Raw genomic sequence first — 14596 nt, forward strand, 5'->3', positions numbered from 1 at the left:
TCTTTTTCAGAGGTTTTTTCATGCATTTCAAGAAACTGGTTCCTGCACTTGCCCTGACCGTCGCCATCACTGGCTGTACCACCAACCCCTATACCGGTGAATCCCAGACCTCCAAGGGCGCCTGGGGCGCGTTGGCGGGTGCGGCGACCGGCGCAGCCGTGGGGGCGCTCTCCTCCAGCAAGGGCGACCGCAAAAAGGGCATCCTGACTGGCGTCGCCGCCGGTGCTGCCCTGGGTGGCGGTATCGGTTACTACATGGATGTGCAGGAAGCCAAGCTGCGCGAGAAGCTGCAAGGCACCGGCGTCAGCGTGACCCGCAACGGTGATCAGCTGATCCTCAACATGCCGAACAACGTCACCTTCGACAGCTCCAGCGCCCAGCTGAAAGCCGCCGGTGCCAACACCCTGTCCGGCGTGGCCCTGGTGGTTGCCGAGTTCGACAAGACCCGTCTGAACGTGGTCGGTCACACCGACAGCACCGGCTCCCGCGAGCTGAACATGAAGCTCTCCCGGGATCGCGCCGATGCCGTTGCCGCCCAGCTGATCGGCCAGGGCGTGTCCGGCAGCCGCATCGCCATCAGTGGTGTGGGCCCGGATCAGCCGGTGGCCAGCAACAGCACCGCCGAAGGCAAGGCCCAGAACCGTCGGGTGACCATCACCCTGACCCCGACCGCCTAAGCGGCCTGCGTTGCAGTCATGAAAAAGGCCCCGCCAGCGATGGCGGGGCCTTTCTATTGGCGCCGGTGCGTGCCCTTTGCTCCTTGCCCCCTTCTCCCCTTGCGGGAGAAGGGTCGGGGATGAGGGGATAACCGCCTCTTAGACAGCCGCAGTCAGCTGCACTTCGACCTTGTAGCCTTCATGGGCCAGACGGGCCTGCACGCAGGCACGGACGGGGGCGGTGCCTGCCGGGATCCAGGCATCCCACTGCGCGTTGAAGGCGGCGATGTCTTCAATGTCCTTGAGATAGATGTTGGCCATCAGGATCCTGTCGACGCCGGAACCGTTGGCTTCCAGCAAACGCTGCAGGCTTTCCAGCACTTCACGGGTCTGCTGGTGGATGTCGGCGGTCTCGGTGGCGGGCACTTCCACCACGTAGAGGGTGCCGTTGTGGATGACCACATCAGACCAGCGCTGGGTGGTCCCGATACGGGTAATGGTTGTCATGTTTGCTCCGGTACGGGGTTATTGACCCTTGCGGATCAGGTAGCGGTAAGGGGCCTGCTCAGTCTCGCTGGCGACCAGGGTATGGTCCATGAAGCGGCAGAAGCTGGGAATGTCGCGGGTGGTGGAGGGGTCGTCGGCGCTGACCAGCAGGGTCTCCCCATCCGCCATCAGCCGCACTTTCTTGCGAACCATCATCACGGGTTCGGGGCAACGAAGCCCGATTGCGTCGAGCTCGTGGGTCGCATTGCAGAATTCAGTACTCATGAATAATCAACCTTCAGCCGCACCTTCTTGCGCGCTATCGTCACGGGTTCGGGGCAACGAAGCCCGATTGCGTCCAGCTCGTGGGTCGCATTGCAGAATTCAGTACTCATGAATAATCAACCTTCAGCCGCACCTTCTTGCGCGCCATCGTCACGGGCTCGGGGCAACGAAGCCCGATTGCGTCCAGCTCGTGCGTTGCGCCGCAGAATAAAGCACTCATCAATAATCAACCTTCAACCAATTCGGCCAGCAATGATACTCACGGCGAAAAAATAATCAAACCATGTGGCGGTTATGCAGCATATGCTACCAAAATGTGAACCGGCTCTACCCAGGCTTCGCTCGATGAGTAATATAAAAATTGAACCATATTCAACAAGGAGGTGTGAATATGCAGGTCTCTTACGGCAGATTGCAAGCCTACGCAGGCATGGGGTTCTTGTCGTTCGCCATGATAGTGCTGGGCAGCCCGATCGGTAATACCGGTACCTGGTTCGGCTCCATGGTGATGATAGGGCTGGGGCTCTGGATCGAGCTCAGCGACTACTACGACGAGGATGAGGACGAGAACGATCCCTCCTGAGAGCCTGGCTCTCGGCACTCAAAGGCGGACGATGTCCGCCTTTGTCATTTCTGCTCCGCGCCGGAACGGGTCGAGCGCATGGCGCGTTCCAGCTGCTGCGCCGTCTGCTCGGGGTTGGCCCTGGCGTCGTTGAAGAAGCTGCTCAGCACATCCATGATCCCCTGGCGCATGTTGGTGGGCACCGCCATCCCCTCCGCCATGCTGGGCAGCAGGTTGTCCTGTTGCTCGGCGTGGAGGAAGTCCTGATAGGAGCGGATGGCGCAGCGATCGAACTTGCTCATGTCCGGCTTGATGAGCGCCGGGATAGAGCCCTTCACCCGGTTGAACTCCTCCTGAAAGCGCGGTGTCATCAACAGCCTGGCCAGCTCGCCCTGGGCCTGCAACTGGGCGGGATCCCGCTGCTTGAACATGGCGATGGAGTCGAGGTTGTAGCTGAACAGCCCCTGGCTGCCCGGGCTTGGCAGGCACTCGATATCCTCGCCGGGGCGGTAGTTGCCAGCGCTCAGCTCTCCCTTCACCCAGTCCCCCATCACCTGCATGGCGGCGCCGCCGCTCTCCAGCAGGTTGGTGGCCTGGTGCCATTTCAGGCCGGCGTATTTCTCGGGCACATAAGCGCGCAACTGCTGGAAGCGAGTCAGCACCCGCACCATGTCGGGGCCGGTCAGGGTGGCGCTGTCCTGCTCGAGGAAGGCCTTGCGATAGAAGGTCTTGCCCCCTTCGCCGAGGGCCACCGTTTCGAACAGCACCGCGATCTGCCAGGGTTCGTTACCGATGGCGAGGGGGGTGATGCCCTGCTCCTTGAGCTTGTCCGCCACCGCCACGAACTGGGCCCAGTCGGTGGGGGGCTTGAGCCCCTGTCGCTCGAATACCTTGCGGTTGAGCCACAGCCAGTTGACCCGGTGGATGCCGGTGGGGACCGCCATCAGGGCGCCGTTCTGGCTGAGTGTGTCGCGCACCATGGGGGGCAGCTGAGGGTACCAGCCGAGATGCTCGGCCATGGGGGTGAGATCGCGCAGAAAGCCCAGGCTGCCCCACTCGTGCAGCTCGAACCCCTTGAGGTGGGCCGCCTCCGGCGGGTTTGCCGCCAGGGCCCGGCTCTTGAGCACCGTCATGGCGCTCTTGCCGCCCCCCCCCTGTACCGCGAAGTCGTTCCACTGGTTGCCCTGTTCGGCCCACTCGGACTTGAGCACTTCCACGGCCCTGGCCTCGCCGCCGGAGGTCCACCAGTGCAATACCTCCACCTGGGAGGCACAAACGGGCAGGGAGAGCAGGGCGATGACAGAAAAAGACAACCACTTCATACATTACTGCCTTGGTAGGGAGAGGGTGGCCTGCAGGCCGCCCTGGGGGCGATTTTCCAGCACCAGGTCGCCGCCGTGGGCGTGGGCTATGTTGCGGGCGATGCCAAGGCCCAGCCCGGTGCCGGCGGCATCGGTGCTGAGGCGGTAGTAGGGCTCGAAGATGCGCTCGAACTGATCGTCCGGCAGACCGGGCCCCTCGTCCATGATGAAGAGGATCAGCATCTCCTCGTCATCCATGATGATGATGCGCACCTTCTGGCCGTACTTGATGCCGTTGTCCACCAGGTTGCCGATGCAGCGCTTGAGGGCCAGCAGCTTGCCGCGATAGGGCCACTTGCAGTGGCCCTCGATGGTGAGCAGATCCTCGTGCAGGTTCATGGCCTCCGCCATCTGCTCCAGCAGGGCGTTGACGTCGATCTGCTCGAGGTTCTCGTGAATGTCCGTCTCTTTGACCGTCTGCAGCGCCCCTTTGACCATCAGCTCCAGCTCGTCCAGGTCCTTGTTGAACTTGGCGATCTGCACCTCGTCGTCCAGCAGTTCGACCCGCAGTCGCAGCCGGGTGATGGGGGTCTTGAGGTCGTGGGAGATGGAGCTGAACAGCCGCTCTCTGTCGTCGATGAAGCGGCGAATGCGCTGCTGCATGATGTTGAAGGCGCGGGTCGCCGCCACGATTTCGGAGGCACCCTCCTCTTTGAGGGACGGCTGGTCGATGTCCTTGCCGAGGTTGACCGCCGCCTTGGCGAGGCGACGCAGGGGGCGGGTCTGCCAGCGCACCAGCATGAAGGTGAAGAAGCAGAGGAAGACCGTCATCAGGGCGATGAAACGCACCTGGTTGCTCGGCATCACGGTGTCATCCAGCGTCATGTAGGGGGCGGGCAGCAGGGCCGCCAGATAGAGCCACTCCCCCGGTTCTATCTCGATCTGGGTCACCAGCACCGGCGGATTGATGGGCTCCAGGGACAGGGTGTAGCGGGCCCAGGAGGAGGGGAGATCCGCCAGCAGGGTGTCGTTGTTGAAGACGTGCAGCTCCTCGGGGCGGGAGAAGTCCACCTTGATCGCCATGGCGTCGGAGAGCTTGCGGCTGAGCACCTCCTGCACCTCTTTGAGCACCAGCGTCTTGCGCTCGCTGTCGGGGATGGCGCTGATGTGGATCTCTTCCTCGTTCAAGGAGACGAAGAAGCGGCTGCCCCCCATGTTGCGCAGCTGATCCAGGGCAATGTGGCGGTATTGCAGGGGCAGGGACTTGAAGAAGTTGACGGTGGAAGCCGCCGACAGCGCCAGGTTGCGGGTGGTGCTGAGCATGCCCTCCAGCTCCCGCTTCTGGATCTGCTGCATCCAGATGCCGGTGAGGATGGTCTGGGAGAGCAGGATGGCGAGCAGCAACAGCAGCAGCATCCGCGACAGCAGGGAGCGGGGCACCAGGGCCCGCCAGAACTTCTGCCCCGTCATGGCAGCGTGTGTCTCTTGTCGATCAGCATGGGGTGCTTACCTCTGTGCCTTGCCGTTGCCCCGTGATGGGTCTCTCTTCTGCCCGTTCAAGGCCTCGCCGCAGCGTCTGTCTGTTACGGGATCTCGTGGACTTCGGCGATCAGCATGTAGCCGCTGCCGCGAATGGTCTTGATGATGCGCGGGCTCTTGCCGTTGTCACCCAGCTTCTGGCGCAGGCGGCTGATCTGCACATCGATGCCGCGCTCCATGGGCAGGCTCTCGCGACCGCGGGTGGCGTCCGAGATGGTATCCCGGTCCAGGACCACGCCGGGCTGCTGCAGGAACATGCCGAGCAGCAGGGCATCACTGCCGGAGAGATCCAGCAGGCTGCCATCTTCGTGGGTCAGCTGGTGGCTCAGGGTGTCCAGGGTCCACTCGGCGAAGCGCAGCCGACGGCTCGGTTCCTTCTCTTTCTCCGGCTGGCGGAATTCGGCGCGGCGCAGCAGCGCCTTGATGCGGGCCTGCAGTTCGCGCGGGCTGAACGGCTTGGCGATGTAGTCGTCGGCGCCAAGTTCCAGACCGATCACCCGGTCAGCCTCGTCGGAGGCGGCGGTGAGCATGATGATGGGTACCTGGGAGTCGCGGCGGATCTGCTGGCAGAGGGTAAAGCCGTCGTCGCCGGGCATCATGATGTCCAGAATGATGAGGTCCGGGCTGTGCTGGGCCAGTTGTTGGCGCATCTCGTTCCCTTCAGCCGCGGTCAGTACCTCGAAACCGGCCCGGGTCAGGTACTCGTTGAGCAGCTCGCGGATCTCCCGATCGTCGTCGACGATAAGCAGTTGTTTGCTCGTTGACATATGTATGTGCATCCACCCATTTTTTTGTGCAGATTGAACCTGTCGGGGGAGCAAAAAGCAAGCAAGCCCCCCCTCTAATGTGAAGTTATGGGCAATATAGCCTCAGGATTGGCCCCGATCGCGGGAAAAGAATAAAAAAGGCCGACCCAAACGGGCCGGCCAACACGCAGATTCCGACGGCAGGAGCGCACCCCGTGTGGCGCGTTCCACAGACTCGACAGCAGGGTCGGCAGGCCGACCCGGTATTCGTGATGGGGCCGCTGTGCCGGGAAGCAGGGCCGCCTTCTGTCTGTTGTTGCCGCCCCGAGGCGGCGTCCCTGACCGGTGAGCGGTCAGGAGTGATTCACTTACACCCGCTCGAACACGGTGGCGATGCCCTGACCCAGGCCGATGCACATGGTGGCGACTCCCAGGGTGGCGTCCTTCTCTTCCATCAGGTTGATCAGGGTGGTGGAGATGCGGGCACCGGAGCAGCCGAGCGGGTGACCCAGGGCGATGGCGCCACCGTTCAGGTTCACCTTCTCGTCCACCAGATCCTGCAGACCCAGATCCTTCACGCAGGGGAGGGACTGGGCGGCAAACGCTTCGTTCAGTTCGAACAGATCGATGTCGCCGACGGTCAGACCGGCCCGCTTGAGCGCCTTCTGGGTGGCCGGCACCGGGCCGTAACCCATGATGGCGGCGTCACAGCCGGCGATGGCCATGGCGCGCACCCTGGCGCGCGGCGTGAGGCCGAGGGCCTTGGCACGGTCCGCACTCATCACCAGCATGGCGGCGGCGCCATCGGACAGGGCCGAGGAGGTGCCGGCGGTGACGGTACCGTTGACCGGGTCGAACACCGGGCGCAGCTGGCTTAAGCCATCGACCGTGGTCTCCGGGCGGATCACCTCGTCATAGTCGTAGAAGAAGCGGGCGCCACTGGCGTCGTGCCCTTCCAGCCCGACGATCTCCTTGGCAAAACGCCCTTCCACGGTGGCGGCGTGGGCACGGAGGTGGGAGCGGGCCGCAAACTCGTCCTGCTGTTGACGGCTGATGCCGTGCAGCTTGCCGAGCATCTCGGCGGTCAACCCCATCATGCCGGAGGCTTTCGCCACCGACTTCGCCATGCCGGGGTGGAAGTCTACCCCGTGGCTCATCGGCACATGACCCATGTGCTCGACGCCGCCAATGATGAAGATATCCCCATCACCTACCTGAATGGCGCGAGAGGCATCATGCAGCGCCTGCATACTGGAGCCGCACAGACGGTTGACGGTGACCGCCCCCACCTGTTTCGGGATGCCGGCCAGCAGGGCGGCGTTGCGGGCGATGTTGAAGCCCTGCTCCAGGGTCTGCTGCACGCAGCCCCAGTAGATATCCTCGATCTCGTTCGGGTCGAGGTTGGGGTTGCGCAGCAGGATGGATTTCATCAGGTGCGCGGACAAGTCTTCTGCACGCACGTTGCGGAAGGCGCCGCCCTTGGACCGGCCCATGGGGGTCCGGATACAGTCGACAATGACTACGTCTTTCATGAATGGATCTCCTTTCCGCAATCAGTAGAAGGTGTTGCCCTGGGCGGCCATCTCGCGCAGCTTGTCGCTGACGCGGTAGAGCGGGCCCAAGTCGGCATACTGGTCGGCCATGGCCACGTAGCGATCCAGGCCAATGGTGTCCAGATAGCGGAACACGCCGCCGCGGAAGGGAGGGAAGCCCAGACCGTAGACCAGCGCGATGTCGGCTTCGGCTGGCGTGGCGACTATGCCCTCTTCCAGGCAGAGCACCACCTCGTTGATCATCGGGATCATCATGCGGGCGATGATGGCGTCCTTGTCAAAGTCCTGCTTCGGCTTGGCGATGGGGGCCAGCAGCTCGTAGCTGGCTGCGTCGGCCACCTTCTTCGGCTTGCCCTTCTTGTCCTGCTCGTAGGCGTAGAAGCCCTTGCCGTTCTTCTGACCGAAGCGGCTGGCGTCATACATTACGTCGATGGCGGTACGACCTTCCTTGCTCATGCGCGCCGGGAAACCCTGCGCCATCACGTCACCGGCGTGGTGGCCGGTGTCGATGCCGACCACGTCCAGCAGGTAGGCGGGGCCCATGGGCCAGCCAAACTCCTTCTCCATCACCTTGTCGACGGCGGCGAAGTCGGCGCCATCGGCGACCAGCTTGTTGAAGCCGAAGAAGTAGGGGAACAGCACGCGGTTCACGAAGAAGCCGGGGCAGTCGTTGACCACGACCGGGGACTTGCCCATGGCGGCGGCGTAGGCCACCACGCGGTTGATGGTTTCATCGGAAGTTTGCTCGCCGCGGATGATCTCCACCAGTGGCATGCGGTGCACCGGGTTGAAGAAGTGCATGCCGCAGAAATTCTCGGGGCGCTTCAGTCCCTTGGCCAGCAGGGAGATGGGGATGGTGGAGGTGTTGCTGGCGAGCACGGCGTCTTCGCCGATCACGCCTTCCACTTCACTCAGCACGGCCGCCTTCACTTTCGGGTTCTCGACCACGGCTTCGACCACCACGTCCACATGCTTGACGTTGTCATAGCTGAGGGTCGGCGTGATGGCGGAGAGCACCTGGCCCATCTTGATGCCGTCGATGCGACCGCGCTCGAGCTGGCCGTTGAGCAGCTTGGTGGCCTCATTCATGCCAAGTGCCAGCGCTTTCTCGTTGATGTCCTTCATCACCGCCGGGATGCCTTTGCTGGCAGACTGGTAGGCGATGCCGCCGCCCATGATGCCGGCACCCAGCACGGCGGCATGGCCGGTGGCCTTGTTTGCCTGCTTGGCGGCCTTCTTGGCCAGCGCCTTGATGTGTTGATCGTTCAAGAAGATACCGACCAGCGCCTTGGCCACGTCGGTTTTCGCCAGCTTGATGAAGGTGGCGGCCTCGGCGGCCAGCGCTTCATCACGGCCCATGCCAGCGGCGGCTTCCACCGTCTTCACGGCGGCCATGGGGGCCGGATAGTGTTTGCCCGCCACGGCGGCAACCATGCCGGCGGCGGTGGTGAAGCTCATCATGGCTTCCAGCTTGGACAGGCGCAGCGGTGCCTTCTTGGCGGCGCGGCGGCCCTGCCAGTCCAGCTTGCCTTTGATCGCGTCCTTGATCATCTGCACGGCGGCGCTGTGCAGCGCGTCGGGGGCGACCACGGCATCGATGGCACCCACCTTGAGGGCGTCATCGGCACGGTAATCCTTGCCGGTGGTGATCCACTCCAGCGCGTTGTCGGCACCGATCACCCGCGGCAGACGGACAGTGCCGCCAAAGCCGGGCATGATGCCGAGCTTGGTCTCGGGCAGGCCGATCTTGGCCGTGGTGTCGGCCAGCCGGAAATCGGTGGAGAGAATGGTCTCGCAGCCGCCGCCCAGAGCATGGCCCTTGATGGCGGAGAGGGTGGGCACCGGCAGATCTTCGATGGCGTTGAAGATGTCGTTGGCCTTTTTCAGCCAGCCGAGCAGGTCTTCTTGCGGCAGATCGAACAGTTCCAGGAATTCGGTGATGTCGGCGCCGACGATGAAAGCGTCTTTGCCGGAGGTGAGGATCAGACCCTTCAAATCGGCTTGTTGCTGTAATGCGGCGATCGCTTCGCTCAGGGAGAGCAGGGTAGCGCGATCCAGCTTGTTGACTGAACCCGGGGCATCGAACCTCAGCTCGGCAATGCCGTCTTCGAGGTAGCTGACCGTCAGGGTTTCGCCTTGGTAGATCATGAGAGTGTCTCCTTGTTCCCACTCTGTGGGGAATGGTGCTCCTTTATCCCCAGCAGGGGGCGAGGCTCACTATTGATCCAAAATGAGACATTTTCAACACCTATTTAAAACATTTGTTTAACAGTTGTCGAGTAAAAGCTCTTCATCACAAAACGGGCAAAAAAGAGGCGCCTTGCGGCGCCTCCGATGGAGATGAGCGTGGTATCAGCTAGCCAGTTCCGGCCGGTTGCGATACTGGTTCAGCACCTCGGGATCGGCGAGGGCATGGGTGTTGTTGACGGGCCGATTGTGCACCACTTCCCGCACCGCCAGCTCCACTATCTTGCCGGACTTGGTGCGGGGGATGGCATCCACCTGCAGGATGCGGGCAGGCACATGACGGGCGGTGCAGTGCCGCTTGATCTGCTGGCAGATCCGCTCACGCAGCCCGTCGTCCAGCTTGCAACCCGCCTTGAGCTTGACGAACAGCACCACCCGCTCGTCCTGTTTCCATTGCTGGCCGATGACGATGCTCTCTTCCACCTCGTCGAGTTGTTCCACATAGCGGTAGATCTCGCTGGTGCCGATGCGCACGCCGCCCGGGTTGAGGGTCGCGTCGGAGCGGCCGTAGAACAGGATGCCGCCAGTCGGGGTCAGCTCGATCCAGTCCCCGTGGCACCAGATGTTGTCGAACCGCTCGAAGTAGGCGGCGTGGTACTTGTCGCCGTTTTCGTCCCCCCAGAAGTAGATGGGCTGGGCCGGGAACGGCTTGGTGCAGACCAGTTCGCCCTTTTCACCCAGCACCGGCTGGCCCGCCTCGTTGAATACCTGCACCGCGAGACCGAGGCCGCGCCCCTGGCTCTCGCCGCGATAGACGGGGCTCAAGGGGTTGCCGATGACGAAGCAGGAGCAGATGTCGGTGCCGCCAGAGATGGAGCTGAGCTGCACATTCTGCTTTATCTGCTGGTAAACGTAGTCAAACCCCTCCGGCGACAGCACGGATCCGGTGCTGCAGATGAGGCGCAAGGCAGGCAGGTCGTGGGTATTGATGGGGGCATAACCCTGTTTGTGCAGCGCATCGAGATACTTGGCCGAGGTGCCGAACAGGGCGACCTCTTCGTCCCGTGCCAGATCCCACAGCACGTTGCCATCCGGGTAGAAGGGGGAACCATCGTAGAGCACCAGGGTGGCGCCGGAGGCGAGAGCGCTTACCAGCCAGTTCCACATCATCCAGCCGCAGGTGGTGAAGTAGAAGATCCGCTCCCCCGGCTTGATGTCACAGTGCAGTTGGTGCTCTTTCAGGTGTTGCAGCAGGGTACCGCCGATGCCGTGCACGATGCACTTGGGTTTGCCGGTGGTGCCGGAGGAGTAGAGGATGTAGAGCGGATCGTTGAAGGCCATGGTCTCGAAGGCGAGCTGGGCATCATGCTGGCTTGCCAGCACTTGCTGCCAGTTGTGACCAAGCTGCAGCGGGTTGCCGAGCAGGGGGATCATCACCGTCTGCTCTAGGCTGTCGAGCTGATCGACGACGCTGGCCACCTTGTCCTGAATGTCGATGGCCTTGCCGCCGTAGCGGTAGCCATCCACCGCGAACAGCACCCTGGGACGGGTCTGGCCGAAGCGCTCGACCACGCTGGCCTCGCCAAAGTCGGGGCTGGTGGAGGTCCAGATCGCGCCGAGGCTGGTGGTTGCCAGCATGGCAACCACGGTTTCCGGGATATTGGGCAGGTAGGCTGCGACCACATCACCTCGGCCTATGCCCTGGCTGCGAAGCCACTGGGCCAGGCGGGCGACCTGATCTGCCAGCTGATGCCAGCTCAGGGTCCGGCTTGGGCCCCCTTCGATGCGGGAGATGATGGCCGGGCTCTCATCCTGACGGCGCAGCAGGTTCTCGGCGAAGTTGAGCCGGCTGTCGGGGAACCAGCGGGCGCGCTGCATATCCTGGCGGTTCTCCGCCACAATGTTGCCAAGCTCGCCCTTGACACCGCAGTGCTGCCACACCAGGGGCCAGAAGCGGGTGGTCTTCTCCACCGACCATTGATACAGGTCGGTATAGCTGCGCAGTTGCAGGCCATGGAAGTGATTGACCTCGGCCATGAACTGGTGGAGGTTGGAGTGCTGCATCCTGTCCTGATCCGGTGTCCAAAGACAAAGGTTTTGCATGAGTCGTTCCTGACGGCTGATATCTACTGTCTGTGGGCAGTGTATTGAATTGTTCTTTGTTTGTTAATTGTCTGTTTTATCTTCATAACAAAAAGCCTGTAACCTATGCGTTACCTCACGAAGCGAAAGCCGGGTGGCTCGAGCCTTGATTCGCTTGATGTTATGCTGAAGTCACATTCGCCCGGAGCAGGACGCCATGAGCAGTTACAGCCAACTTTTTGCCCAGCATCTCGACACCCTTCAGCAGCGTACCCGCGACATCCTGCAACAACAGGGTCTTGGCGGCCTCGCTATTCACTCCGGCCAGACTCATCGCATCTTCCTCGATGACCAGGATTATCCCTTCAAGGTGAATCCCCAGTTCAAGGCCTGGTTGCCGGTGCTGGACAACCCTCACTGCTGGTTGCTGGTGGATGGCGTGAGCAAGCCGGTGCTGCTGTTCTACCGGCCGGTGGACTTCTGGCACAAGGTGGCAGAGTTGCCCAACGCCTTCTGGGTCGACTTCTTCGACATTCGCTTCCTGACTCGCCCGGAGCAGGTTGCCGATCACCTGCCGGCCAACAAGCAGGAGTGGGCCTATCTGGGCGGCCATCTGGAAGTGGCCGAGCTGCTGGGACTGGGCCAGCCCAATCCGGAGGCGGTCCTCAACTACCTGCACTACCACCGTGCCTACAAGACGCCCTATGAGCTGGAATGTCTTCGCGATGCCAACCGCATCGGCGTGCGCGGCCACATCGCGGCCAAGGACTCCTTCATGGCGGGGGCGAGCGAGTTCGAGATCAACCTGGCCTTCATGAAGGCGGTCGGACAGGGGGCCAATGAGGCGCCCTACGGCAACATTGTTGCCATCAACCGCAATGCGGCCATCCTGCACTACACCCATCTCTCCACCCAGCGGGTGCCCGATGCGGAGCGTTACTCCTTCCTCATCGATGCCGGAGTGGACGTGCACGGTTATGCCTCCGACATTACCCGAACCTGGGCCTGGCGCCGCGGTGAGTTCGCCGATCTGATTGCTGCGCTGGATGCACAGCAACAGGAGATCATCGACGAGATCAAGCCGGGCCGCCGCTACAGCGAGCTGCACCTGCAGATGCACCACAGGCTGGCGCGCCTGCTGCAAGCCACCGAACTGGTAGACATGTCGGTGGACGAGATGATCCACACCGGGGTGACCAATGTCTTCTTCCCCCACGGTCTCGGCCACTTCCTCGGCCTGCAGGTACACGATGTCGGCGGCTTCATGCAGGATGAGCGCGGCACCCACCTGGCGGCCCCCGAGCAGTTCCCTTATCTGCGCTGCACCCGGGTGATGGAAGTGGGTCAGGTGTTCACCATAGAGCCGGGTCTCTACTTCATCGACAGCCTGCTGGAGCCGCTGCGCCAGGGTGAGCAGGGCAAGTGGGTCAACTGGAACAAGGTGGAGGCGCTGCGTCCCTATGGTGGTATTCGCATCGAGGACAACGTGGTGCTGCATGCCAACGGGGTGGAGAACCTGACCAGACAAGCAGGGCTCTGATGGCGACGGATTACCCCATACCGGCAGCCCCGCTGGAGGTGAGCGAAGAGATCAAGAAGAGCCGCTTCATTACCTACATCGCCCATACTCCGACCGTCGAGGCCGCCAAGGCCTGGATAGACGAGATCAAACAGCAACACCCGGGAGCCCGGCATCACTGCTGGGCTTTTGTCGCCGGCGCCCCGCAAGACAGCCAGGTTTATGGTTTCAGTGATGATGGCGAACCCTCGGGCACGGCGGGCAAACCCATGCTGGCCCAGTTGATGGGGGCCGGTCTGGGTGAAGTCGCGGCCGTGGTGGTGCGCTATTACGGTGGCGTGCTGCTGGGGACCGGTGGCCTGGTCAAGGCCTATGGCGGTGGTGTGGGGGCAGCACTCAAGCAACTTGAAACCTGTATCAAGCGTCAGCTGACCTCTTCCGTGATCCAGTGTGACTACACCGACATGGGGGCCGTGGAGTCCCTCATCTCTGCCCATCAAGGGCAGTTGCTGGTGGCCGATTATGGTGCCAGCGTCACCCTTCAGGTAGCGTGGGAGTCTGCGCTCTGGGCCCGTATCGCACAGGAATTGACCGACCGGACCCAGGGTCGGGTATCCCTTCGTCCCTTAGATGGCTAGAATCCATCGCTCTTTTAGTCTGAAGAGGGAGCCGGAATGCAGATTCTGAGCATCATTCGTATCGTCGGTCTGCTGGTTGCCCTGTTCAGCTCGACCATGCTGCTGCCCGCGATGGTCGCTTTTGGGTATCGTGATGGCGGTGGTACCGAGTTCGTCAACTCCTTCGTGATAGCCCTCCTGCTCGGCCTGCTGCTCTGGTTCCCCAACCGCCACCAGAAAAAGGAACTCAGGTCCAAGGAAGGCTTCCTCATCGTGGTGCTGTTCTGGGTGGTGCTGGGGAGCGTGGGTGCCGTCCCCTTCATCATCAGCGACGTGCCGAACATGTCGGTCTCGGAGGCATTTTTCGAGTCGTTTTCCGGCCTGACTACCACGGGCGCAACGGTGCTGACCGGGCTGGACAATCTGCCCAAGGCGTTCCTCTTCTACCGCCAGCTGCTGCAATGGCTCGGTGGCATGGGGATCATCGTGCTGGCGGTGGCCGTGCTGCCACTGCTGGGTATCGGGGGTATGCAGCTCTATCGCGCCGAGATCCCGGGGCCCGTCAAGGATAACAAGGTGACCCCGCGCATCGCCGAGACGGCCAAGGCGCTCTGGTTCATCTATCTGCTGCTGACCTCCCTCTGCGCTCTCGCGTACTGGATGGCGGGAATGACGTTGTTCGATGCCATCTGCCACTCCTTCTCCACCTTGTCGGTTGGGGGGTTCTCGACCCACGACGCCAGCATCGGTTTCTTCGACAGCCCGGCCATCAACCTGATCACAGTGGTGTTCCTGTTGCTGGCGAGCGTCAACTTCGCGCTTCACTTCATGGTATTTGCCCACAAGCCGGTGCGCGTGAGCAGCTATCTGCGGGACTCGGAGCTCAAAGTGTTTCTGAGCATCCAGTGCGTGCTGGTGCTGATCTGTTTCGTCTCTCTGCTGTTCCACGGCCACTACGATACCTGGCAGGATGCGCTCAACCATGGCCTGTTCCAGGCAGTGTCTCTGGGCACGACCACGGGGTACAGCACCACCAGCTATGCGGATTGGCCCTCCTTCCTGC

13 protein-coding genes and 1 pseudogene (1 of these 14 cut by a window edge) are annotated in these 14596 nt (G+C 62.3%); 5 read left to right on the forward strand and 9 right to left on the reverse strand.

Annotated elements, in window-relative coordinates:
* Positions 1-20: 20 nt before the first annotated feature.
* On the forward strand, positions 21-677 hold the full coding sequence (locus tag I6L48_RS04190; protein WP_010672405.1) for an OmpA family lipoprotein: 657 nt from the start codon (positions 21-23) through the stop codon (positions 675-677).
* Positions 678-815: 138 nt separating this feature from the next.
* On the opposite strand, the gene I6L48_RS04195 is transcribed toward I6L48_RS04190, so the two are convergent.
* From I6L48_RS04195 to I6L48_RS04205, 3 genes and pseudogenes are all read right to left on the reverse strand, one after another.
* Positions 816-1163, reverse strand: a complete 348-nt coding sequence (locus I6L48_RS04195) for a RidA family protein (RefSeq protein WP_039041019.1) — start codon at positions 1161-1163, stop codon at positions 816-818.
* Positions 1164-1181: 18 nt separating this feature from the next.
* Positions 1182-1427, reverse strand: a complete 246-nt coding sequence (tusA, locus tag I6L48_RS04200) for a sulfurtransferase TusA (protein ID WP_041214136.1) — start codon at positions 1425-1427, stop codon at positions 1182-1184.
* Between the two features lie 124 nt (positions 1428-1551).
* Positions 1552-1647: pseudogene (locus I6L48_RS04205) on the reverse strand (sulfurtransferase TusA); the annotation flags it as partial.
* Between the two features lie 171 nt (positions 1648-1818).
* Between I6L48_RS04205 and I6L48_RS04210 the strand changes: the two are divergent.
* Entirely contained in the window at positions 1819-2010 is a 192-nt protein-coding gene (locus tag I6L48_RS04210; protein WP_010672410.1) for a hypothetical protein, read from the forward strand.
* Positions 2011-2054: 44 nt separating this feature from the next.
* Here the strand turns inward: I6L48_RS04210 and I6L48_RS04215 are convergent, their stop codons facing one another.
* The 6 genes from I6L48_RS04215 to I6L48_RS04240 form a co-directional block, all read right to left on the reverse strand.
* Positions 2055-3311 (reverse strand): ABC transporter substrate-binding protein, encoded by a 1257-nt coding sequence (locus I6L48_RS04215; RefSeq protein ID WP_039041362.1) that lies wholly within the window; start codon positions 3309-3311, stop codon positions 2055-2057.
* 3 nt (positions 3312-3314) lie between these two features.
* A complete protein-coding gene (locus I6L48_RS04220; protein ID WP_010672412.1) occupies positions 3315-4760 on the reverse strand; it encodes an ATP-binding protein in 1446 nt (481 codons plus the stop codon).
* 113 nt (positions 4761-4873) lie between these two features.
* Entirely contained in the window at positions 4874-5596 is a 723-nt protein-coding gene (locus I6L48_RS04225) for a response regulator (RefSeq protein WP_010672413.1), read from the reverse strand.
* A 347-nt stretch (positions 5597-5943) separates the two neighbouring features.
* Positions 5944-7128, reverse strand: coding sequence for an acetyl-CoA C-acyltransferase FadA (gene fadA, locus I6L48_RS04230; protein ID WP_216987796.1), 1185 nt, complete (start codon positions 7126-7128; stop codon positions 5944-5946).
* A complete protein-coding gene (gene fadB, locus I6L48_RS04235) occupies positions 7129-9276 on the reverse strand; it encodes a fatty acid oxidation complex subunit alpha FadB (RefSeq protein ID WP_216987797.1) in 2148 nt (715 codons plus the stop codon).
* Positions 9277-9480: 204 nt separating this feature from the next.
* Positions 9481-11418 (reverse strand): acetoacetate--CoA ligase, encoded by a 1938-nt coding sequence (locus I6L48_RS04240; protein WP_216987798.1) that lies wholly within the window; start codon positions 11416-11418, stop codon positions 9481-9483.
* A gap of 196 nt (positions 11419-11614) precedes the next feature.
* On the opposite strand from I6L48_RS04240, the gene pepQ reads away from it, so the two are divergent.
* The 3 genes in view from pepQ to I6L48_RS04255 are tightly spaced (at most 36 nt apart) and all read left to right on the forward strand, a layout consistent with a single transcriptional unit that may run on beyond the window.
* Positions 11615-12937 carry a Xaa-Pro dipeptidase gene (pepQ, locus tag I6L48_RS04245; RefSeq protein ID WP_216987799.1) on the forward strand — a complete coding sequence of 441 codons (1323 nt, stop codon included), beginning with the start codon at positions 11615-11617 and terminating at the stop codon, positions 12935-12937.
* Positions 12937-13554 (forward strand): YigZ family protein, encoded by a 618-nt coding sequence (locus tag I6L48_RS04250; RefSeq protein ID WP_010672418.1) that lies wholly within the window; start codon positions 12937-12939, stop codon positions 13552-13554. Before pepQ ends, I6L48_RS04250 begins: the two co-directional genes overlap by 1 nt.
* Before the next feature lie 36 nt (positions 13555-13590).
* Positions 13591-14596 carry the 5' portion of a TrkH family potassium uptake protein gene (locus tag I6L48_RS04255; protein ID WP_042881326.1) on the forward strand. Its footprint extends 452 nt past the window's final position, so 1006 of the gene's 1458 nt are visible here — the first part of the coding sequence; the start codon lies at positions 13591-13593; its stop codon lies beyond the right edge, outside the window.

It is taken from the genome of Aeromonas sp. FDAARGOS 1418, assembly GCF_019048585.1.
Classification (GTDB): domain Bacteria; phylum Pseudomonadota; class Gammaproteobacteria; order Enterobacterales; family Aeromonadaceae; genus Aeromonas; species Aeromonas caviae.